General features: G+C 36.3%; 4 protein-coding genes (1 of these 4 only partly in view). All 4 read right to left on the bottom strand.

Annotated elements, in window-relative coordinates; all coding sequences use genetic code 11:
* Window positions 1-6: 6 nt before the first annotated feature.
* Window positions 7-966 (bottom strand): DDE-type integrase/transposase/recombinase, encoded by a 960-nt coding sequence (locus NT145_07955; GenBank protein MCX5782614.1) that lies wholly within the window; start codon window positions 964-966, stop codon window positions 7-9.
* Window positions 967-1,049: 83 nt separating this feature from the next.
* On the bottom strand, window positions 1,050-10,763 hold the full coding sequence (locus NT145_07950; GenBank protein ID MCX5782613.1) for a hypothetical protein: 9,714 nt from the start codon (window positions 10,761-10,763) through the stop codon (window positions 1,050-1,052).
* 112 nt (window positions 10,764-10,875) lie between these two features.
* Entirely contained in the window at window positions 10,876-13,848 is a 2,973-nt protein-coding gene (locus NT145_07945; protein MCX5782612.1) for an MFS transporter, read from the bottom strand.
* 258 nt (window positions 13,849-14,106) lie between these two features.
* Window positions 14,107-24,827, bottom strand: partial view of an HAD-IA family hydrolase gene (locus NT145_07940; GenBank protein MCX5782611.1) — the end only. It continues 16,840 nt past the right edge of the window; 10,721 of the gene's 27,561 nt are visible here — the last part of the coding sequence; its start codon lies off the right edge, out of view; the stop codon is at window positions 14,107-14,109.

Here is a 24,827-nt window from a genome sequence, read left to right as displayed (position 1 = left end):
GTTGTACTAGCTCAATAATTCGGTAACTTTTTGTAGTTTATCAAATGGTGTTATATAATTCAAACCGCCATGTTTGCGTAAATGGTTAAACTCGAACAGGAAATTTCCAAGATTAAGGATAATATCTTGTTCTGAAGCAAAAGAATTCGGGTAAAAGAACTCCTTTTGAACGATACGCCAGAAAGCCTCAATTTTGCCGTTGGTTTGCGGTCTGTAAGGCCTAGTACAAATATGTTTTATACCCAATTCCTTGCAAAAGGTTTCAAAGGGATGTTCTCTAGCAAGCGAACCTTTGAACTCTGCACCGTTATCTGACAGAATAGATTCAAATTCGAAATTGTATATTTGTTTAAACCATGACAATGACCGTGCCAAGAAATAAGTTAAGGTTGATGCTTTTTTGTCTTTAATAATTTCAGCATAGGTCAAACGCGTACAGTCGTCATTAACAGCAGCAATATAAAGCTCTTTTACTTTAAAAGAACAACGGATATCATGGGGAACTTTACTAAGGTCTATATGAGCCAATTCTCCAGGGGACTGACGTTCGTAGCGCTTAATGACCTTCTTATCCTGCTCGTTAAGCGGATAACGCGCTTTAATCCGGTCCATAGTTGCCGGTGAGGGCGTTTTGTCTAAGTAATATGGTTTAAATAAAAGAACAAGCTCGTATCTGTTTGAACCAAAGTGCCTATATGCTTTTACAATAGATCGTTCTATCTCTTTTGGGGTTCTTCGCGAACCGGGGCGCGCACCCCGCTTCTTGGGCAACAATGATTCATCCAGTTTTCCGCCATTGACCCATTTGTGATAATAGCGCGTTAGTTCTTTCTTTGAAATATTATGTGCTGAACACAGGTCCTTAACATATCTAAAGGGGCGCGGATCAATCTTTGCTTTTGTTCGTTCGTACTCTTTTAGTATTGGTATCCATCGCTTTACTATTATTATGTCTTGGTATTTCATTGGACAGCCTCCTTTGGTTATATTCTACCAAAAGAGTTACCTAATTAGTGAGCATTAACAACTGTCCCTATTTTTCCAGCAGTTTAAGCGGCCCCTAGCATATCTTTCACTGAATTTATAATCGTATTTTCATGCATTTTTTCAATTTTTATTTGTATCTTGGAATCAGAGTAAACCCTCAAGATTTTTATCAATCCGCTCATGGCTCCGGGCACACCATCTTCTGTCATTTTTGTTAATTTTACAACACTTTCATCAAACAACTTAGATAGATTTTGCTCAGTATATCCCTTTGAAAAAGCAGAATCTATCTGGTCAATTATTTTAACAACTTCCGAATTGTTATCTATTTTTGAAACCACTTCAGATTCCAAAAATTCCCTTTTCAAAAGTATCTGCCCAAACAATTTCCAATGTTTGAAATTAGAAAACATCCATTTTCCTTTAGTATTATTCAAAAGGTCATCCTTGATAAGTGTCATCTCAAAAACAGCTTTAATAAACGCCATAAACAATACTATATTTTCAACCGTAGCCCCATATCCAGCAATTTTTTCTGAAAGTTCTCCAAACCTCGCATAAGATTTCCTTTCTTTAACCCATCCTGCCTGTTCAAGATCCTTTGCAAACATTTTTACTTCTTCAATATCCGTTTCGTTTAAATCCTTTTTAAAGACGGTCAAATAAGCCTTAATTTTTGAATACTTTTCCTGTTCCAGTAATTCTTTTATTTTTATCCACAGTTCTATATCGGGAAGATCTTCTTTTTCATACATATAAGCAGAATCATATTCTTTTTCAGGTGTTGTCTTAAATACGGCTTTTAGTTTTGCAAATTTTTCTTTGCATCTTTGATAGAAATCCACACCCATAGCAAAAACCAAAAATTTAAAACCGGCCGTATCACCGACCAGAGATTCAACAGGAATTTCTACCATACCGGCTTTGAATTCTTTCACTTTTTCCGGATCAGTAATAAAAAGGCATTCGTCTTCTTCAGCGTCCAACTTACCGTCAATTGCTGTCCCTTGAAATTTAACAAATTTTACTCCGTCAATTCCTTTGAACAATGCCCTATCTTCTTTTTTCTTTAATTTAATCGTTATTATTGAAGAAGCGGATTTAAAATTCTTCATTGCTTTGTCTAAAACTTCCACGGGATCTCCTTCAAAATTTGACAGATCCAGTTCGAAACCGTTGAAACCAGCCCTGCCAAGTTTATCAGCTTTTGTATCAATATCAGAAACATCGAGATCCGAAAGAATATCAACACCGCTATCGTGGCAGTATTTAACTATATCTTCTAAGTCTTTTTCCGACAAATCTGAAGAAAGATCCCTTAGCCTTATATTTACGGCGCCGATTCTTGCCAAAGTATTAATAGCTTCTAAAATCTCACTTTTATTCTGTCCCTTTACTGACGCACTTAATATGAAATATCTGCCGTTAACAAATCTTTCGTGATTCTTCTGATTTTCAGCCGCCTTGAATTCTTTAAAATCCTTTATTCTGCTTTCTTCTAAAGTTTTAAATTCAGCCCCCATGCTTCTTTTTTCACATCTATCCTCAAAAGATGACGGCTTTTTGCCGGTATCATTGAATATTATTGCAGGTTTAAAACCCGTTTCTCCTTTGTGCATTTCATTGATTGTTCTTTTAATGGCAGGATCTCCCTCCCTAATTCCGTCACCGTAAAGTTCCCTTATAACCTCAACTGAAGCATTATTTAAGGCAACCTCGGCTCCCGCTCTTGGCTCAACATAAATTATTTCAATAGAAGAAGCATCATCCTTCCAAACCGACTTTATCCATATTTTGCACAGTCTGCCTTCAACTGAAATTTTCCTAGGCAAACTAACATCCCTTTGATTAAGGCCTTGTATAATTTTTTCGTGGTCCGCAACAGTTACAATTATATTGTTTGCTCCTTTAGAATTTTGATCCAGCAATCTATTAGCCATATTATCATTTAAGTTTTCTGAATTTAAACAATAGTAAAAGGCTGAAGGAAGAGCAGTCTTTTGAACTCTCGCCGCCCTAAATAAATTTCCAAGTTTTGCCCCTATCTCTGATTTTTTCGTTAAAAAAGCAATTAATGCAACCGGCATAACAATAATCTTAAATATTTCTTGCAGTCTTGTATGCTGAAACATTCTTTTGATGTTTGAAGAACTACGAACGGCATCTTTTAAAAAATCTGACGTATCTTTTTTCTGGATAATCTCAAGAATGTCGTCAATCCAAAAATCCTTTTTACCTTCAACAAAGTGCCTGAACATTTTAAACCGTGATAGGATATCCTTTGGCAGTCCTTGATTGAACAAAAACTTTTCAAAAGCACTGTATAGAAACGCTTGACGCGGATTAGCATATTCGCTAATCAATTTATAAACATCCCCTTCTTTCATAACTTGACGTTCCACTAAAGCCATTAAATTGAAAATATCTTTTAAAGCAGGATTCTGATCTGCAAGAATCTTAAAAAATAAATAACTCCCAGCTGTTGTCAAAGATTCATTTTTAAAATCTTTTTTGTGGAAATTTAATAGTAAGTGAATTGATTCATGCCAAATTTCATAGGGAAGGAGCAATAAATTATTTGCACTAATAAAGGAAAATGAACGATTAAATAAACGAGTCTCCGCTCCGTCTTGTGAAGTTTCGAGTTCATATTTGATCCCGATTTTGACCCCAGACAATAGATTACTAATCTTTTTCTCGATTTTCTCGCCACATCCTTTAGCATAGACATTAAGACAACTATTAATTAAACTCTTGAATGCAAGCAGGCGAAAATATGCTTTATAATGAATTTTTAAGAATTTATTCATTTTTTCATTGTTAAAATACTCTACTGAATTATTAATTAACTTATACCCGAGCATTTCGGCAATAGCATCTCGCAGATTCTTAGCAATTCCCTTCTCTACTGCCAAAATTATCATACTTACAGTTTCATCCATCAAATCGTTCCAAGAGAATATGTTAATCTTCTGGTCAATTTTACGGAGAAATTCCTCTATGTCTTTTCTATTCTCACCGATTGGTTTGTCAAATAATTCAACCTGCTTTAATTTTTCCTGTCCGATTTCAATAGCAATTTGCCGTAAATAGTCTCTTTCTGTTTTTGAAAACCAGTCAGAAACGATATTTCCTTGTTCATCTTTCCATATCTCAACTGCACTGTCTTTCCCTTCCAATCCAAATATTTTTTTCAACCGTTCATCTTCCGCTGGAATTTCATATTTATCTTCCAACTTGATGTTTTCTTTCGTCTTACCATCAAATGAAATATCAATTCCATTTTCTATCATAATCCTCAACACTTTCTGTATAGTACCATCTTCCAAATAATCCGCGTTTCCTGAGAAAATATTATCTACATCATTTTTTGTTAATTTATTACAATCCAAATCTTTTCTAACAATCCCTGATCTTTGAAAAGACAATATTTCAGATTTAATTTCTTCTGCCGTGTCCTTTATTGAATCTATGATATTCTTGATCATTGTTTGTTTTGTTTTCTTTGAAACGAGATAAGCCGTATGCAAGCTGTGGGAAAAAATGAAAAGATGATCAGTAAACCAAATGTAGAGTTTGCGCAAACCTTCGCCGTTAATCTTTCGCTTCTCTGCAAATTTCATGACCGAATTTAACCTAATGAATGCTTCATAAGTCATTTCCTTATATTGCCCGTCAAACTCTTCATCTTCCTTGTTTGTTTCAAATCCATAATGTTTTGAGAGATATGCATCAGCAAGCTCTTTTTTGATTTTAATTATTCCATAGAGAAGATCAAGCAACTCGTCCTTTTTTCTGCTGTATTGATAAATATCTACTCCTAACCGCTTCAAGATATCAAAACAAAGCCTGATTTCATCATCTTTCATGTTCGACATGTCCCAGCCAGCAGAATACGAGGAATTTGAATGTAATTCCTTTGTCCAGTTACTATCTTTTATTGAATTAATAAAACCATTCTCCCTTATTCTCTCTTTAACCGCTACTGCTTTGGAAATAAAAACTTTAAACTTTTCACCATTAGAACCAACTTCTACAGCAATATTTTTGGCAAATTCACGCAATTTCTGCTGTTTTTTGTTTCCGGCAAGTGTTTTATGGTAATCTTCGTAGGTTTTGCCGGGATTGGCTTGAAGGAATTTATATTCACCGATTTCATGTACAGCAAGTTGTTCCAAAAGCTCCTCTCTTTCAGATGAGGTCTTGTTTTCTAATCCTTTTAAGAATGCTCTATGCACATATATCGTGTACGAACCATCAGCCTCTTTAACGATTGTTGAAAGTGAATAAGCATCCCCTTCGGGCGGAATCAGGTCCGGATTATCGCTGACAACTAAATTTACTTTGGCATTCAATTGTTTTTCCGCATGTGATCGTATAATTTCAACATATGTTTTCTCTTTATTGGTAAGCTTCTCTTCATCAACTTTGCCAAGCTCAAACATCTTTGCTAGGGCCTCCTGTACTGATATTGATAATTGAATCAATGTGTCTAGCAAAGAGTTTTCTTCAATTTTTGATAATTCTTCTACGCTTAACCCGGATTTTCCAATAATCCAGTTCGCTAATTTTACGCTCAGACTCTCGGCCTCTATAATTCCCAGAAGGGCTTCCTTCGCCCCCTTAATTGCCGCCCGGGCAACAGCGATCTCCGGCTTTTCGCCAAGGGAAGTGTTTTTCTCGTATTTTTGGTTTTCTTGAATATCTTTTATAAGTTCCTCCATTATGAAACGCGGCGGAATAAGAACCTTCTGTGTCAAAACTGGCTCAACCCATTCGTTATATCCGTAACTGATTTCTTTTTCAACAACTGTATTCTTTGAATACTCTCGCAACCTATTTATATAAACACCGGGGTTTTCCAATTTCCAATAATCCGCCATTGTCTTTATGCATATTTCCGAAAAAACAACATTTCTTAAATTGGAAATAAACTTAAGCTTAAATATTCCCCAATCAACCGGGATATTATACTGTTTAGATAAATCAAGAACCATAAATAAAAATGCACGGGCAGCTGCGTGCGGAGATGACATAAAATACTTATCTCTCACTGCTTCTTCAAAGTGTTTTTCATATGGCCAGTCAAGCACTGATTGCCATTCTTCAATATTGATATTAAATTTTTGCATGAAGTCTAACACTGATAATTCTGATACTGTTTCCGCTAAAGCATCCAGCGTCAAAGACCCGTATTCATTTGCTATTCCGTATACACACTCTTGAGCAGAATGAGATATTTCGTGACACAATTCAAGCAATACGCCTTCCGCATTTTTATCAGTAATGGTCTTTTGGGGAATTCTTATTCCAATACCTGTTTGCTCCGCCCTGGACGAAAACTCAGTATTTCCTATTTCATAATACAACTCTCGCATATCCTCACCCTTTAATATTTCTTTCTTGTTTCTTTTGATAAAACCGAATTCTGAAGCAAGAAATACGGTCATGCTGTACATCCTCAATTTTTCATTCTGAAGCCAGTTTTCTGCTTTAACAAAGTTTCTATTCCAATCCTCTCTATTTGATTTCAGCAGCTTGGAAATCTCGTCAACAGCTATTAGCTCCAATTCTTCCGAAATCTTCACCAAATCTTCCTGCGAAAAATCACTTTTTATTTGATAATTACTGCACAGCAATGAAAATGCATATATTCTTAATTCTGCACGTGTTTCCGGATCTTCTGAAATATGTCGCAAGATATCAATATTCGTTTTTTGAAGATATATCTCGTGATAAGCCGCCGCAATGTCAGCACCACGATCTATTGCGCTTTCGGACTCACTTTCATTAACATTTTTCACAATATTTTCATATAGCTTTGCTTCCTTTCCATATTCAAGTAGTTTCTGCTGTTTTTTGTCTCCGGCAAGTGTTTTATGGTAATCTTGATAGTTCTTGCCGGGATTGGCCAAAAGGTATTCATATTCTCCGATTTCATGTATAGCAAGTTGTTCCAAAAGCTCTTTTCTTTCTTGCGATTTCTTGTTTTTTAATCCTTTAAAAAATGCCCTATGCACATATATCGTGTATGAACCATCAGCATTTTCAATAATTGTTGAAAGTGAATAGGCGTCCCCTTCGGGCGGGATTAGATCAGGATTGTCGCTAACAACTAAATTTACTTTCGCATTCAATTGTTTTTCCGCGCGTGACTGTATAGTTCCACCGTATGCCCGTTCTTCATCGGTTAGGTTCTTCTCCTCAACTTTTCCAAGCTCAAACATCTTTGCTAGGGCTTCCTGTATTGATATTGACGCTTGAATTAGTGTATCAAGGAAAGAGCTTTCTTCCATTTTTGATAATTCCTCAATACTTAGCCCGGATGCTTTTCCAATAAGCCAATTTGCTAGTTTGACGCTCAGGCTCTCAGCCTCGGTAATTCCTTGAAGCAATTCCCTTGCCCCCTTAATTGCCGCCCGGGCAACAGCAATCTCCGGCTTTTTGCCGAGGGACACTACTTTATCTACTTCTTCGGGCATATACTCGGTTACCGGAATCCCCAATGGCTTTTTCTCAAAATCCTTTATTATATACGCCTGCTTAGTTTTTGTGGCAGAATCCAGATAATATTCAATGTCATATATTGAGCCTCCGATTTTTCCCAGCATCTCGGGAAGTTCTACCAGTTTGTTTTTGTATTTTTTGGCAACATAATCAATATATTCTCCGTGGCCGGGCTTGCCTACAATAAACTTTTTTGCCCCAATATATTTCGCAAACCTCTGCGCATACTTTATCATCTCTTCACCTACAGTTTCTTTTAAGGGGGCTATTTTCCCGTACTCTCTGTGTATTTCCATGTTGTTTATAGTTAGATATTCGTCCTCTGAAATGTAGAGCCACGAGCACGCCATCGTCTTACCCGTCGCCTCATCTATCACCTCTATCACGTTCATACCTTCATCTATTAGCCTTTCAAACATGGCTCTCGGATAAGTCGTTGATGTCATCGCAAGGCAGCAGCTTGTTTTATCCCCTATAAAAAGGTCGCGGCCAGGCTCTCTCTTCATAGGCCGTATGATGAAACTCTTCCGCTGTTTTTCAAGCTCTTGTATATATTTTTTCCCTTCCTTGCTCAAATTTGTTTTTAAAACGGCAAGCACCTGCTTAAGCTCTGGTACCCATTCCGATATCTTTATATCTGAAGCAAGCTTTGTGTTAGCACCTACTTCATCAGTCAGTGAAGTAAGTCTTTCGAGATTTTCTATCTTACACATTACTTCAACAATATCTTTCGGCGGTTGGGGCATTTTCTTATTGACCTCAAACCGGGCAATCTTATTCCGAGAATCGCAAACTACCGATAATCCCATATCTTCCAACACCTTTATGGCTTTTGTCCCGGCTTCTTGATCCTTTATAAATGCGTTCCTATTCATTATGTCTCTTAAATAATTAATCGCTCTCAACGCATCGCCTATCGGGTCATATTCATAAGAGCTTTTTTCATAATACATAAATTGCCCGTCCCCAAACCTCAAGCCTGAATCCCTGCCACCTTCAACCTGCCTGCCGCCCAGCCATCGGTCAACATTGATCCCCTCCTCAATCATCATTTTTCTTTCATGTTCGTTTTGGCTTGCTATTTCCCTGCCTATCCTGCTTTTCTGACTCTTGTTTTCAATAAAATCCCATACCCTGTCCTCAAGCATCGCCTTAAGATACTCCTTGTACATATCGTACTCCTGCCTTGATACATTTTCCTTTAGAAATTTTAGCGCTTGGCTAAGTTTTGGCGCATTTTCATAGTCTATCTTGTCGTACGCTCCCAAAGCTATATTTGTTTCTTCTATACCCAGCATTTTTGCAAGATTTCCCAAAAATCCTCTTTTAACAAGCTCGTTTTTCAATGCATACATCCTGTCTTCTATACTGTTTTCGCTGGTTTCAAAAGTGTATTCCATAATTCCATCAATATTTTCTAAAAGCCAGCCGGTGCTTCCCAGCTCCACTATTGATGATACCTTATCTATTATCTCCTGATTAAAAATCGTGAGGTTTATACACCTAAGCCCCTTTTGTATTACCCGCTCTGTTTCTTCTTTCTTCCATTTTTTGTCGCCAATCTTGCGAATTGTTTTTAGCTCTTTTGCTAACGCATCCCTCTGTATGGGCAAATTTTTGTATTTCGTTTCCAAATTCTTGCGCTTTTTCTCAGGCATTTTATTAAAATCTATCTTCTTATAATCATCCAGCTGAAGGTCTATTGCTGCAAGAGCTTTTTCTTTTTCCCCAATAACCAGCTTGCGGCTCCTTATTTCTAGTTTCCCTAAAATGCTCATCTTGATTCTGTTTACTACCTCCGCCGCTTTAGGGTCATTAAGCGCGGCTTTTTTACTATCTAAATACCGTATAACTACGTTCGGATTACCCTTGTCTTTTATAACCGAATTTAATACGCTTATCATATGTTTAATTGACCCCGGCATCAGTTCCTCAAGCGAAATTGAATATACTACATATTCCGTTCTAAACAAGTTTTCGTCAAAGCGCCTCCCTGCGTCAAGGCCGATGTTTGCCAAATGAAATTTATCCATGAATTCCGGTAAGTGTTTTGCAATTTCAGCTACTTTTTCCGGATTTTCAAGATATTTTTTATAAACATCCAATATTGGGCATTGTACTTCAGCCACATATTTATTAACTATAACAAGCTCTTTGGATAAGTTTTTGCTTATTATTTTGTCCTTTATCCCCGGTACCAAAAATTCGTGTAATATATTGTAGCTTTCAATTCCATTAATTTTTATTAATTCTCGCAAACCATTTAGATCCTCCGCTTTTTCTAATGCGCCAAGGTCATAAAGTGCTTTTATCTCTTCTAAAATCCTTGACGACTTTTTGGCTTGAGTCATTACAACCGGCCTTATAAGCTCGTCCCAAGTATTTACAGCTTTGCCGTAATTTTTTAATATAAGATTTGATAAATCGGATATTGCCTGCAATATCTTGGGGCTTGAATCAGCACACAAACTCATTATTTCGTTTATTTCTTCAAATACTATTTGTTGCCCTTGTTCTTTTATCACTGGACTTAAAGCTATCAGCAGACCGGATATACATTTTTCAGGCACTTTCCCTTGTAAAGTGAAAACAAATTCTATAAAATCTTTCAGGATGTTTTCATAATTATCAAATGTTATGGTGCCGTTGAATATTTCGGTAAATTTTTCATATACATCTTTCATTTTTATTTTGCGCTCGCTTCCCGAGCAATTTATTCTTGAGAGGCCTTCAAAGACTCTGATGTAATTGTCTCCTGTGATCAACTCGCGCAGTTTAAATAATCCGTAATAAAATGATTTTTCATCCCCTGCGTCAACGCCATATCTTATCAGTTCTTCGCCTATTTGCATCAGGTTTTCTTTAGTTAGTATTTCTTTTAAAGCCGGCAGCCCATATTCCAATAAACTCCCCGGATCAACACCTTCCGCTTCTGCAGTTTCTATTAAGCGCAATATTGTCTGCCAGTTGTCCTTAACAAATTCTGCCCCGCACCGTTCCCCGAGTTTTGAAAGGTATTCACATATATAAAATTCGCTCTTTTTGTCTTTCCCGGCCATAGCCATAATGTCTGCCCATTTATCTGAAATAAATTCCTTGCCAAAAGTTTCTTTTAAATACTTTATCTTTCTAAACAATTCCGGACTACCCCTAATAGACCCTCCTTCTTCATCTATTATTTCTATATCCTTAAATCCATATTTTATTGCCCTTAATATATCTCTTGCTATATTTACTAAATTTTCTTCTGTCCCTATCCAGCCCAACACCTCAAAAGTTCCTATATACAGATTTCTTACATATTCATCATAGCCTTCACGACTGACGAATGCAGCTGCAGGATTGTAATATGTTCGTATTTCTTTTATTATTTTTAATAAATCATTGCTTACTCTTATTAAATTTATCCGAAATCATTGAGTGATTCCTATTTTCTTCTGCCTCACGATCCATTTCCCAGTTATTTTTTATGAACCTTTTTGAATATTTTCTGTATGCCAAATATTCATTCAGCTGCATCAGCACACGCCATTTGTTTTTCAGGGCTATCCAGTTTTCTTTAAGAGTCTTTTTGAACTGTTGCCAACGATGAATATGATTTCTTAAATCATAATGTCTGAATTCATAAGAATGACCAAAAAGACCAAAATGTATATCGTTGATTTTTTCGTAATAATCTCTTCTTGACAGAATCCGTTTTGTATATAGACGTATTCTTTCTCCTTTTCTGTTAAACTTCAAATCTGCTTTATACACCGCATAAAAACTAAAAAGCCCGCTCGTTATTATGAATATCACTAATGCATACACAAAAAATGCGGGGACAATGGCCGCAATGCAAAAAAGCGCGGAATATGCCAAGCCGCTTAGAACTTGCGCAGTGAAATAGGCGAAAAATTCGCGTTTTCCTAGCATATGCAATAATTCGTGTAATAATATTCCGCTGAATAAAAGGATTATCCACTGCGCTATGGGATGCATTCTCGTTAAGAGTTTATATACTTTTGAATTGACGACTATTTTTGGCGTGCCTTTGATATTTCTTACTTCCATAAAGGATACTTCATTTGAGGGGTCTTCTACTGCGGAGGTTTTTAGCGGGCCGATTAGTTTGTAAGGCCCGGCACGTTCAGGCACAGTTTTACTCATCCATTTTATCATTCCGACTATAACCAGAAAAACCAGCATATAAATGCCGGGAACAAGCGAAGCAAATAACAGATTGACCGCCACAATACTGCCCAAAACGCTTACTAGGACTACCCCAGCTATTGCCCCGAGCGTTAAAATAGAAAAAGTTATCCCTGACGCCCTTGAAAGCCTGATTTGCATTCCTTCTTTCGGAATGTTTTCGCCGAGGGAAACAGCATTTACTGGTTCCACTTTTTTATTTTGTTCAAGTGTTTTCCACAAATTTTGGGCATTTTTTAAATATTTCTTTTTTCCCTCAAGGTCATATTGTATGAGGTTTACTGCTATGGTTCGATGAATTAGTTTTTCACCGGTTTGTACTGAAGCATCCTTTTTTGTCAATTCCAGGGCTTTCCTTTGAGCATCTTTTGACGGACGAACTGAATCAAAGGTATTATCGCCATATAATATCGCAGCTTTATCGTACATGTACCTCGTGCTCCATACTTCATCCTCAAAATTGTCTTCCCCGGCGATTACGATACTGACTTCGTATTTGATTCCATTCATTAGAACGGGTATTTTCTTAAAAAATTCATCTTTATGATGGCCTTTAACGATAATTGTTATATCTATGTCGTTGAACCGCGGATACCGGGTAAAACTGCCTACCGACAGTATATTTTTAACCTCAAAATGTTCATCTTCTGCGAGTTTTTTCAGGGCCTGTACCGAGGGGATCCCGTCTATCGTGGAGTTGCTGAAGTCAACTAACCTTTGGCGCATCAGATCTTCTTTTCCCAGCGATTTTAATAGTTTGTAATAGACGTTATTCTCGCCACCGACTAATTTGTCGGCAAGATTATAGCTCAGCTTTTGCCGTTTCGTTATATTGCGTTCCGCATTAGCAATTTCTTCTGAGTAGTTTAATAAACTTTCCTGCTGTTTGATTGATTTCAGGTATTGGTGATATGTTCCCTGATTTCGGCAGGTTTCAATGGGTTTCTGGGATTCAACAGACAAATCTGATATGTATTTTTCAAATCCTGGATCGTTTCCTTTTAATGCATTGTCTTCTCCAAGTTCATGCGCTACTAATGCCTCGATCATCTCAGGCGGGCCTGCCCTTTGAAGCCTTGGCGTAGGAGGGGCACGGTCTAGAAATGCGGTATGTACCATAATCTTCTTTTTGTCAGCATTGAATGTTGCCAAAGAATAAGCATCCCCTTCTGGGGGAACTAAGTTTTGATTTTCGCTGATAACCACCTTAAAACCAGGAAATCCTTGTTTTTTCAATAATTTTTTTATCAATTTGATATTCTTCTTATAAGGCTTTAGTTTCTTACCCGTAACCATATACCTTTCGTCTTCATACAAGCTTTCATGGGCTTCTTGAATTTTTGAGCCTATTTTGACCGACAATTCAGTAAGTTTTGCGATTAAATCATCAACTGTCTTGAACGCTTCGGTTATTTCCGATTTTATACCCAGCGCTTCGGCTATTATTTGAGCGCATTCGGATAACGGATTCTTAAACGCCGCCCGGGCAACAACAACTTCCGGCTTTTCCCCGAGGGATTGTGGCTTTTTCCTAACTCCGTCCACTATCATTTTATCTCTTAAATATTCCCGAGGATCTTTGCCGCTTATTACAGCAGACCATATGTCGCTGTTGTTTATAATGCCGCTATTTATCATATCTTCAAACTCTTTTTCACTCTTTATTTCTTCATACTTTTCGAGCATTTCATAAGGATCTTTGTTCCCCTTTGTTATAAAGAATACGTCGCGGTCGATTATATCGTCAAACTCTGAGTGCTTGCGTATCTCTTCAAACCCATTTTGCCATCTCCTGAGCGCTCCACGAGGATACTTGTCCCTTATTACCGTATCCCAAATGTCACTGTTGCTCATATTTTCAAACTCTTTTTCCTTAATTATCGCATCGTACTGGACCTTCAATCTCCAGAGCAGTTTAAGAGGATATTTATGCCCCTTTACCACATACCATACGTCACGGTCGGTTATATCGTCAAACTCTGGATGCTTCCGTATCTCTTTAAACCCATTTTTCCATCTCCTGAGCGCTCTGCGAGGATTATCTTTGTGCCTTATTACCGCATTCCATATGTCGCTGTTGCTTAAAATGTCGCTGTTGATCATATCTTCAAACTCTTTTTCCCTCTTTATCTCTTTATACGTTGGCTTCAAGCTCTCTAGCATTCTATAAGGCTCTTCGTTACTTTCTACTATAAACCGTATATCACGGTCGGCTATATCGTTAAACTCTTTATTATTCCGTATCGCTTCAAACCTTTTTCTCTGGTTCGTGTCCTCTACATAGGGTTTTCTGTTCTCTTTTGCCGCCGGCTTTCCGCCGTGGGATTTAATGCCTTTATTTAACCTTTTCAGAACTTCGGCTTGATTGTTTTTGGACGTCCTCTTTTTTATTTTTTCAGGCTCAATTTGTTCGCTCTTCTTTTACTCTTGTTTTTCGCCATCCAAATCTGCGTTAGAATTATTTGTTAATACCTTTGTTTTATCTGGTTCTTTCTGTTTATTGTCCTCAAAAACCTGCTTTAAATAATCCCTTTTCGCCTCAGTTTTCTTTGCAACCAATTGGAAATCATGGAATTCCTCAATCCACTGCCCAAATTCGGCAATATTGTTCTCTTCCACTTCCTTGAAACTACCGCTTTTCCCGGAGAAATAGCCAATTGGGTCATACATAAACTTGAAATTTCTAAAACCGGCAACCTCGAGGATGTGGCCCATAACTGTTTCTTCGGTGAATACTCTTTCGAGCTCAGCCATGCTGGAGATATTCCCGGACGCTATCATGTTCTCCAGAATAGTTAAGGTATCCTCGTTCCTTATCTCGATGTTGAATGTTGATCCAACAGGAAAAAGTTCGGTAGCCAGCATAAATACCTTTTTCCCAAGGCCCTTCTCTGTGAGGTCTTCTGGGCCAGCTTCACCAAAAGTTACTTCACTTAAGTCAATGCCAAAGCTGTATGAGCCATCCTCCAAAGAATCCAGACATAGGAATCGCTTATTGGATTCGGTTTCTTCATTGTTTTTGAGATAGATTTCAATCGACCACGGATGTTCCATCTTGGCTACCAGAGTATATTCTCTGCCGTCTTTCGCCGTAACCTTTTTGCCCCGGATATAGTGTTTGATCGCCAGAAAAAGGATGACCGCCCCCCGGTCAACTTTTCCTTGTCTAACCATGTCCTTAAAATTCTCATTTTGTTCATAATCCTTTTCCGCCAGTGTTTTGCACTGTTCTTCCGTCAGCGGCGCTTCCCATTTTGTGCCTGTGCCTTTTTCTTTATTGTATTTCTGGTGAAGTTTAATGAAGTTGTATGCGGCTACTGCAATGAATACTAATGTGAATGGTATGAGGAAGGATGTTATAGTGCCTATAACTAATGCAGAAATTGTTCCTGCAACTGTCCCGACAATTGCCCCTATTATTATTGATTTTTGGGTTATCTCTTTTACGCCTGCTTTTCTTATTTCGTACTTAGTTTTTTCTTGCTCAGCTTCCCATTTTCCCAGCTTCTCAGCTTCGTATCTTCTTAATTTTATGTAGCTTCCGATACTTCTAACAATGACATTTCCTAAAAATACTGCCACCCCAAGCCACGGCACCATTACACTTGCAAGCCAGGCAACAATTACCATACTAAACGATACCCAGTTCCAAGCGCGCTCGTACTTGGTGGTTATATAGTGGCTAAACAAAAATCCAATCGGATCGGTAAAAAATTGCGGCAATTCATACCACCCCGCCATCCGCTCGGCCGCGCGCCTGTGCTGAATCCAGACTTTTTCTTCTTCGGGAAAAGTTGGCCTGCTTAGGTACCAGCCCGGATTTAGGCCGTGCTTTTGACCATATTTAATATAAACATCTTCCCGGGTAAGCTGCGGTTTATCAGGGTTAATTTTTCCTTCCTGCTCAAGAACTTCTTTATCAATAGGCGCTTCAGGAATGGTTTTATTTATCTTTTCGGCATTAAATATTAGATAATTAAATAAAATATTCGTTCCTCTTCTGTTTGAAAACCATTTAATAAAAATCCTGTTTTTGATAATTGATATTAAACCCTTTCTTTCCAAATAATGTAATAAAACTATTTCCTTCCGGTTTAGATTAACTTTTATTTGTTTGTTATTAAAGTTTTTTAGCGCCATAGCTATGTGAAGTTTTTTGACCAGCTCTTTTACAGATTTCCCAAAGCTGTTCCATTCATCAAGAAGTTTGTTTCTATAAAATATTTTCTTGGTAAGCCATTTACTATCTTTATCTTCCTTCTTTTGAATTGTCAGAACTTTTCTATCATTCCTAAATTCGTTAAGAACCGCCTCATCAGCATTTTTCTGAATCCACCTAATATTGCTCCATACCCATCCTTCTTCCTTAATTAAAACACAAAATCTATTTAACATACTTTTAATTTTCATTTCCAAAACATTTTTTTCTCCTAAATACTCAATTTCAATTTCATCAATACCGGAACCAAGCATCCAATTATTCTTTCTAAGAGAACCGCTGCTTACTTTGAAATTGATAATTTTATTTATCTTATCACTATTATTTATAGTTTCTAATTCGTTTTCTAATATTTCCGTAACTTTTTTGGTTTGATTAGGCTCCCATCTGATGAGAAGCTGAGGATTAACATTTTCAATAAAATCATCTATGGAATATATTTGTTCCTTATCATACTCGCTTAATATTCCTTCAAAATAATCATTAACTTCTTTTGCTATTCTTGCTTTCTCATTTGATACTTTCTTTTCTGACAATGATTGAATTATTTTTAAACTATCATCATCCCCAATACTTTTTAAGTATTTAAAAGCTTCTTTTTTAATTTCATTATTGGGATGCCTTAACAATTTTATTATCTCAGCATCTGATCGCATAAAAGGTGTAGCTAATGAAAATATACTAATAACAGAGTTAATAACCGGCAGCATTTTTCTGTCAACTTTCCATTTATGCACATATTGTCTGAGCATTTTGATCAAAATGTCGCCAACCTCATTTTCTATTTCTGCCCCGCTCAATATTTCTATCGCATATTTGCTAAGCTCCGGATTGTCAATACAACTTAAGGCATCTTTAAGGTCATAACCTTCTTCTTTTAATTGATGAAGCGCATCATATATTGCTATTCCGCAAGATTCTGTTAGATACCTATATCTGTAAACTACTCTTACTTCCTTAACCGACTCAACAAATTTAAAAAATGACGGGTCTTCAAAATATCCGTCTATTTCAATTAACTTTTTACCATTCACAATGCCTTGAATAGTTTTGAAAAAATTCATCCTTTCATAAACAAGTTCTTCCCATTCCTTTAGATAAATCTGCCAGTCTTTTCTTACAAACAATTCCGCAGGTATAGTATTTGTATTGCCTTCAAGATAGTTGTCTATAATCTCAAAAGAATTTTTTAATACTTTGCTTTTATCAATAGGCAATATATCCGAAAAAGAATATTTCATAGCTTCAGCAGAAACTTTCGTATGGAAATTTGTTTTCATGTAAATAAAAGGAATTTTGCGCTTAATAGCCTCGGAAAGGCTTACGTTGCCGGATACAAATACCGGGAAATCGCTATTTCCCAATAATGCCAGAATAATCTTACGATGCAGATCGAAAGTTTTTGTATTTATTATGATTAATTTTATTTTGCTTATGTCTTTAACTTTGGCGCTATCTTTTATATTCTTACTAAAATACAACATGTCTTCACTATTTTTTATAAAGGAGATAATCTCTTTATCCTTTTGATAATCTAATGGCATAAATATAGAAATTTGTTCGTCTTTAACAGATTTAGCCAGAGATAAAATCTTGTAATAAATCTCCCTGCTTGAACTTGAATAAGCGAACATCCATTTACTGTTTATGATCATACTTTTAATATCTTGTATTCTCTTTGTTCTGTGTAATTTGCGATATAATTTATCAACGAGCTGCTGTTTTGTAGCAGAAATATTAATTGAATCAAATATCAACCCGTTCGTTCCCGGCGAAAATCCTGATTTGAGAAACATATGCAGAGTGATTTGATTATCTCTTTTGTCAATAAATGCTCCGTTGCTCATGTGCCACCAGTCAAAACATGGAATATAAAAAGTCGCTTTTCTCCCTTTCAGATTTGTTTCAAGGGGATTAATTCCGTGTATGTAAGTCCAAGGAATGGTAATAAATATAATCAAATCGCAATCCTTTGCTTTGTCCGTATCTAGACCGTGTGCGATTCTAAGATTTGGAATTTTCATCTGGAAATCTTTTGCAAATAATTTATATGTGTTTTCTTCAAAGAAAGTGAGAGTGATATCCTTATCAGGGAACATTTCCGTTATACCTGATGCTAAATCAAAAGCATTGGGAATATCACCCCGCCCTTCTAATTTAGCAGTCAAAATAACATTTATTGATTTAATATCTTTAAGTACAATCTTTTGTTTCCTTAACGATAAAAAGAATTTCAAAGGAAGATCTTCTAATTTATATAAAACGGATTTACTCTTGCCGAAATTATCCAGAAGAGAAATCATATATGGTTTTAAGCCTACTTGTTCATTTATTCTAGATAAATTTCTTATGATATAATTCACGATTTTGGCCATATCCTGCTTAGCAATCATCATTAAATTGTGAAGTAATAATATGAAATCACTGGCATCTCCGACATCAATCTTTCCGTACTTCAATAATCTGGATATAGAACAGACTATCCTAAAAATTTGGAAATGAGAGAAAAAGGACAAATATTTGATATTTTTAATGTTGAAATTTTCAAGATATTTCTTAAAAAAGTCTTTTATTTTAAGGCTCAACACATTTGACTGCAATTCTTTTAAACCAGTTATTAGTATCTCGTATTTATTGTCCAGAGTCAGCGGTGTTGGACTTTGCCAAAAGGATGTTCGCCCAAACTCAGCTGCCCATAACTTTGCCTTTTCCCAAATAGCTTTGTTATTTTCATCTTTAGAACAAATATAACCCGCAATCTGTTCCCCTTCTACTTCCGGCCAAAACCAAAATGCATCAGAAATCGTCCCATCCCAATCAAACACGTATTTGTCCGCGTTAAGATCATATATTTTGTTTATGACTATGACGTTCCCGTTATTTTCCAATGGCTTTTTTCCTTCCAGAATCTCCGTCAACTCTATAAAGCCGCCTAGAACAATTATATCAGCACCGGCTTCTTTTAACCTTGCCGCACCTTTCTCGTTATGCGCTATTCCTACAGCTACAGCCCCCGCATCCTTTGCCGCTTTCATATTCGAAGGCGCATCGCCAAACATGATCAACTTTGTCCCGGGTTCAGCTATATTTTTCAACACCTCGGCTTTAGTTTCAGGGAAGCCATGAATGTTTTCATTTTTGAAATATTTTTTCAATTTCATATCCGAGATTTTTGTTTTCAGTTTATCCAATTCTTCCCCACTGGTTATTATGCAAGGTTTATTTTTTTCTTGTAAAACTTTCAAAAAATTCCCTATTCCTGGCGCAAGCGGGATCGGAGTTTCGCCTTTTTCCCATTTAATTTTTTCAATTTCATATCTGTCCCATAATGCTTTTTCTCTGTCTTTCTTATATTCTTCAATTTCCGGTATCCTGATGTTTAGTTTAATTAGCTCTGCTTTATTGAAAACGATAGTTTTGATTCTCTTTGCTTTTATTTCGTTTTGAAGCAACGGAGCTTTATTAATAAAGTTATTCCACCAGTGGGAAAGAATGTTCCCAGCCTTGATCCTTGTCTGCTCTATTCCTTCTTCTGCCAAAACAACGTTCTTTTTTAGTCTAGTCATTAAGCGTATAATCAACGAAATAACACCGTTAATTGCTGCGCGGAATAGGCCGTATTCCCTAACTTGTCCGGGTTTCCCAATGTTTTCCCCTATTTCTTCAAACCGCATCATTTGGTCAACAACCCGAGCGCGTTGATAAAATGTTTTAAGGAAAGTATTTATTGCTCTCTTGTCGTTATTGAAGGTTTTAGACAATAATTCAATCGTTTTTTCAGGTGTCCGGGCTGCGAATTTTTTATAGGTTTTGAAGGTAAGGCCCTGAAGTGCAAGTATTCTTAGATTATCTTCTCCAAGATTATCCTTTACTGATAGGTCAACATGCGATACAATAAATCCGATCGGATCTTTGGTAGACTCCTTATATTCTTTGACTGGAGCAAAGTTAATTTCGCAGTCGCGTTTCGCTTTTGCATTTGCCGGATTTTCCCACCAATTTTCAAAGTTTTGATCCCGAATGATTTTATCTGGGTAGAGTTCACCGTAGGCCTGATAGGTCCCCTTGGCAGTAAGCTTTTTATTAGCCACGGATTCGGCATAGGGAATTTTAAGAATCGTATATTCTTTATTAGTTTTGACTTCTAAATAAATAATCTTATTTATCTTATCTATATGATCAATCAACATTGCATCAGCATCTAGTTCATTAACAATTTCAATCAGTTTATCAATGATTGAAAAATCATCTAAATTGACAAGATTAAGCTTATTTAGATTTATTTCTATATTCTTTTCTAATTTATTCTCTTTTACTACTTTGGCTGATCCCTCGCCGGCAATAGATTCCAATATTTCAAAGAAAATCTTCCCCAGTTCAATTGTCGGAACTTTAATAAAGGCATCGCTTATTGTTGATTTGTTTAATTTATTGTTCCCTAAATTATCCCAGTCATACGATACTGAAATTCTGCATAAATGAGTCTGCTTTGCTTTCTTATCGGTTTCTTCATCAAGTCTGTATAAAATAGCTGAGACTATTTTTCCTTTATCATTTCTTATATTAATCAAATATTTCTCTGTATAGGAGCTTGCATCTTTGGGCATATATATTGCTGCAGCATTGCGCATAGCTTCTTGAATTCTTTCATCATTACTGAAAAGAATAAATTCTTCAGGCTCAGAGTAATGCTCTGCTTTTTTATTTAAACTTTCTGATTTTTCTTTAATTTCCTCAATCTCTTTTGCCTTATTTAAAGATTCCTTATCGCTGGATTTATTTAAGATATTTAAATCTTGATTGAGTTTTTCAATAAATTCTGTAATGCGTTTGCCGAAATCACTTGCAACATTGCCTACCCACATATCAGCTCGTAATCTTTTTTCAAGTATTTGAAACTGAATCTGCCTTGTTTTTTCATGAGTTAACTCTTTCAAGTGCTTTGCCAAATGCTCTTTAATGCTATCTAAATTCAGTTTGTCAAAATAAATTTCAGCATAACGGCCAGAAAATCTGCCCTCTTTATAGAGATCCCTTAAATTAACGGCCTCTTTTCCCGCATATTTCTTTAGCCTGTAATAGAAGTCATACCCCGTTCCAGGAATTGGTTGTTCTTTCTCGCTTTTATAAGAATCACTGTCTGTAAGAAAGGTTGTTACAGCTTTTTTAAAGTTATCATCCCTGCAAAACATTAAAAACAAGATATACAATAAACTAGAATTTAGCCCTAAGCCTGACCAATCTTCCTTTGTTTCCGTATGAATAAGGTTTAAAATACCTTCCTCATTTTCTGGTTTAAACCTTCTTACTGAAAGTATTTCTCCCGAACTCTTTAGATAAGCAACTGCCAATTCTTGCCCTTTTTTTGATTTATATGCTTGCTTATCCGCCTCAAAATCCTTTTCTCTCTTTAATAAATCATCAATCAGCTCGCGATTTCCTATTGCAGTTGCAATGTATATATCATCGGAAACCCTGATTTTCAGTTTTTGCGCCCTGAGTTTTAAATCCGATACTTCTTTGTCATATCCCTGCAGTTTCATTATTCCTTCAAACACTTCAAGCTCAATTTCCTGCTTTTCTTCTGCTTTCTTTATTTCATTAGTCAGCCTATCCCTTGTCGTCCTATTATTAGGAGGATCTAGTTCTATCACTTTCTTATAGCAGCCAGCCGCTTCATCCAATTTATCCAGTTTCTCAAATAGAAGCCCCTTATTTTCCCAGGCGTTAGGATAATTCGGATCTGTTTCTATCGCCTCATCAAAATATTTGCCTGCCTGATCGTAATACACTTTTTCATGTGTTATTTCTGCCTTCTTCAAGCACAAAGCACCAAGCTCAACTAAATAAATACTTTTTGCCGTACTAAAAGGATAAATTTTTATCTCTTTATAATTCATTTGTACAAAATTGTCTTCGATCGGGACTTTGCTGATCATATAGCGTTTTATTACCGATTTTTTTCCTTCAGGCTCTTTTTCTTCCGTATAGTCATTAAGGCTTAATTCAAAAACACGTTCTGCCGCGTAATCTAAAACTAGTAGCCTATTGTTATGCAAAACCCCTGTTGCCGTACGATTTTTTAAATCCAAGCAGACTAATTCATATTTTTCTTCACTAAGAGGCAATTCGGTTAATAATCCCGATAATAAATACGATATCAAATCGCAGTGATCGCTATCTTTTACATCGCTAAGTTCTCTTAAAGAATCTGGCATAAGAACACGCGCTAATTCAAAAACAAAATCCTTATTTATTTGAAGAGTTTCACACCGATTTTGTCTTTCATCATTTTTTAGGAATCTTTCTATCCGCTTAAATAATATTAGTAATTCATCTCCTTTTTCTGTTATTTTCGTAATTTTATTTAAAGCGAACCGATTTCTATATACATTCCACATTTCCCCTTTTCTTACTTCAAACATCTCAGCCGATTTAATAGCACAATATTTCAAGAGTTGTGTGAAAAATTTTTGAACTGATTCTTGTGCACTTTTCTGAAAATAAGTATCCGCTTTAGAATGCATTGCCAATTCAACATATCCGTCCAAAAATGTTTTTAACAAGGCTTCTGACCAACCGATTCTTTCTCCAAAGTGTTCTAGCATTCCTACGTTATAAAAACCATATTGAAGCACTGTATTTTCAATTTCTTTGACCGCGCTCATAATATCTACAGATGACAATTCTTTATCTTTGATAAATAGCCGACAGACTATGTTTAACATTTTCAAATATAATCCGTCGTAATACTCCTTGGCGGCTTTTTTCCCAAAATCTAAAATTACTGCTTTTTCAGGCTTTTTTGATCTAAGAAATTCATGATAGTTTTTAATAGTGCGGTATTTTGATTTGTTTTCTTCCGTTATCGGCAGGTTTTTTTCTTTAAGAATCGGTTCAATAAATTGTTCAAAATCGGGGTCTTCACCTTTTAATGCTGAATCCTCGTCCAGCTCGTGACCAAAAAGCATTTTCAATAATACTTTTTGAACAAGCTGATTAAGCTGCGCGGGCGGCGCTTTATTTTTTAATGCTTCCCAAAATGCCTGATGAACATATATAGTTGCGTTGCCGTTTACTTCATCTACCTCTATAGTAGAATGAGCCCAAGCTTTTCCTTGAATAAGAGCAGGATTATTGCTTGTAACAAGTTTTATTTTTGATCCGTCCCTTATGCCAAAGAGCTTGAAAGCCGCTTCAGTTTTATACTCATTAATATATTGCTCTTCCTCTTTGGTGAACGTTTTATTTATAGCACCTCGTTTGAAAAGAGCTAAAAGCGCATCAGCAAGCAATGCTGAATTATCTGCTATTTTACTTGCCAAATCCATCGGTTTACTTGCGTAAAGGGAATCAGCTTCAATCCCAATCGCTTCACAAATCCGCGGTACAAAATCCGGCAAAAAGCACCCTAAAACCGCATTCGCAATCAATAAGGGAAGCTCTTCGCTCAGAGCTTTTGCTTGCGGTTTGTTCTTATTGGATGCTGTTAGGTTTTGTTTCAGCGTTTTTAAACCGGAAAGATCCTTGCCGCTGTCCATTAACTTAAATATTTCATTCAGCGGAATATTGTATTTTCTGATATTTTTTATTTGCCTTCCTTTTATCTCTGACGGCTCGGATGATTCATTTTTATAGTATCCTAAAAAGCCAGCAAATAATCTCTTGGCGATCTTTTCTACTTTTTTCTGCGAATATTTCTTCTCTCTCAGCAATTTATCTAATCCATATAGGCCTTTTGTAATAAAACCTGCCCAGTTGATAGTTTCTTTTAACAAATTTAGCTGATTTATATTTTTAAAACCATAACTATTTAACTCTTCTTTAATTTCTTTAAATATCTCCTTAATATCTTGGGGAAATATTTCATTCTTTGAATATAATTTATATAAGATATGCGCCATTTTTAAATACAGTCCCTGAAAGTATGTTTGGGATATTTTTTTTCCAAATATTTGGAGCTTTTCGTGCTTCGGATATTTTATTCTTGAATATTCACCGAAGTTTTCGTCCGTGCGATAGCGCGATATATCTTGCGGAATTTCCAGAAGATTTAATTTAGACAAAATATTATCTTTGATAAAAATATCAAATTCCGGATCTTCCCCTTCTAAAGCGAGATGCTTAATAATTTCCTGGTCAAAAAGAATTCTCAATAATTCTTCCTGCTCTGCAAGCGTTTTACCTTTAAGCGCATCCCAAAACGCCTGATGGATATACAACGTAAACCCCGTTAGAGAACCCTGTTTTCTAACAAATGAGGATGAGAGATTTGTATTGCCGTCTTGTGATTGAGTTACAAGCTGCTGAGGAGAGTCAGCGGTATTCTCTAACGGGGTAAATGTTCCATCCGTATGTTTGCCTAATGTGGCCAACGCCCAGCCTTTTATGCCAATCAATGCAGGATTATTACTTGTTTTTACTGTTAGCTTTGATGTTTTCAGGCGTAATGAATATTCATTTTTCAAACTCTCGGTATATGCTTCCAGTCCCTCGCCCACTTTCTCAACCGCGCCTGCGCTAAAAATAGATTTGAACAAGCTGCGCATTAATGGGGTATCTTTTACTGATTTGTTTTCAAGTGCTTCAAACCATTCATTGATGCTTTCCGGAATATCCATTAAACACAGCAAGTAATTATTTATGGTTTCTGAAACAAATCGGTTGCCCAGCCTTGCCGCTTGAGCAAAAACCCAGAATATATTTTCACCCAGAAAAGCTGTTTTTAAAGACGTGTCTTTCGGCCTATCAGGAGACTCATAAATCAGCTTCTCTACAATATCAGGAGACGGTATTATTTCGCTAGCTTTTAATTCGGCATCTTTCAAATAAATAATTTTTGAAATACCCGAAATATATTCTTCTGCAGTCCTTTTGTTTACACCCAAGTAATCTGCAAGCGATAAAATAGCAATTTTATAAA

The organism is Elusimicrobiota bacterium (assembly GCA_026388075.1).
In the GTDB taxonomy this organism is placed as follows: domain Bacteria; phylum Elusimicrobiota; class Endomicrobiia; order Endomicrobiales; family JAPLKN01; genus JAPLKN01.
The sequence above is the reverse complement of the archived record's forward strand: the minus strand, read 5'-3'. Positions and strand labels throughout refer to the sequence as shown.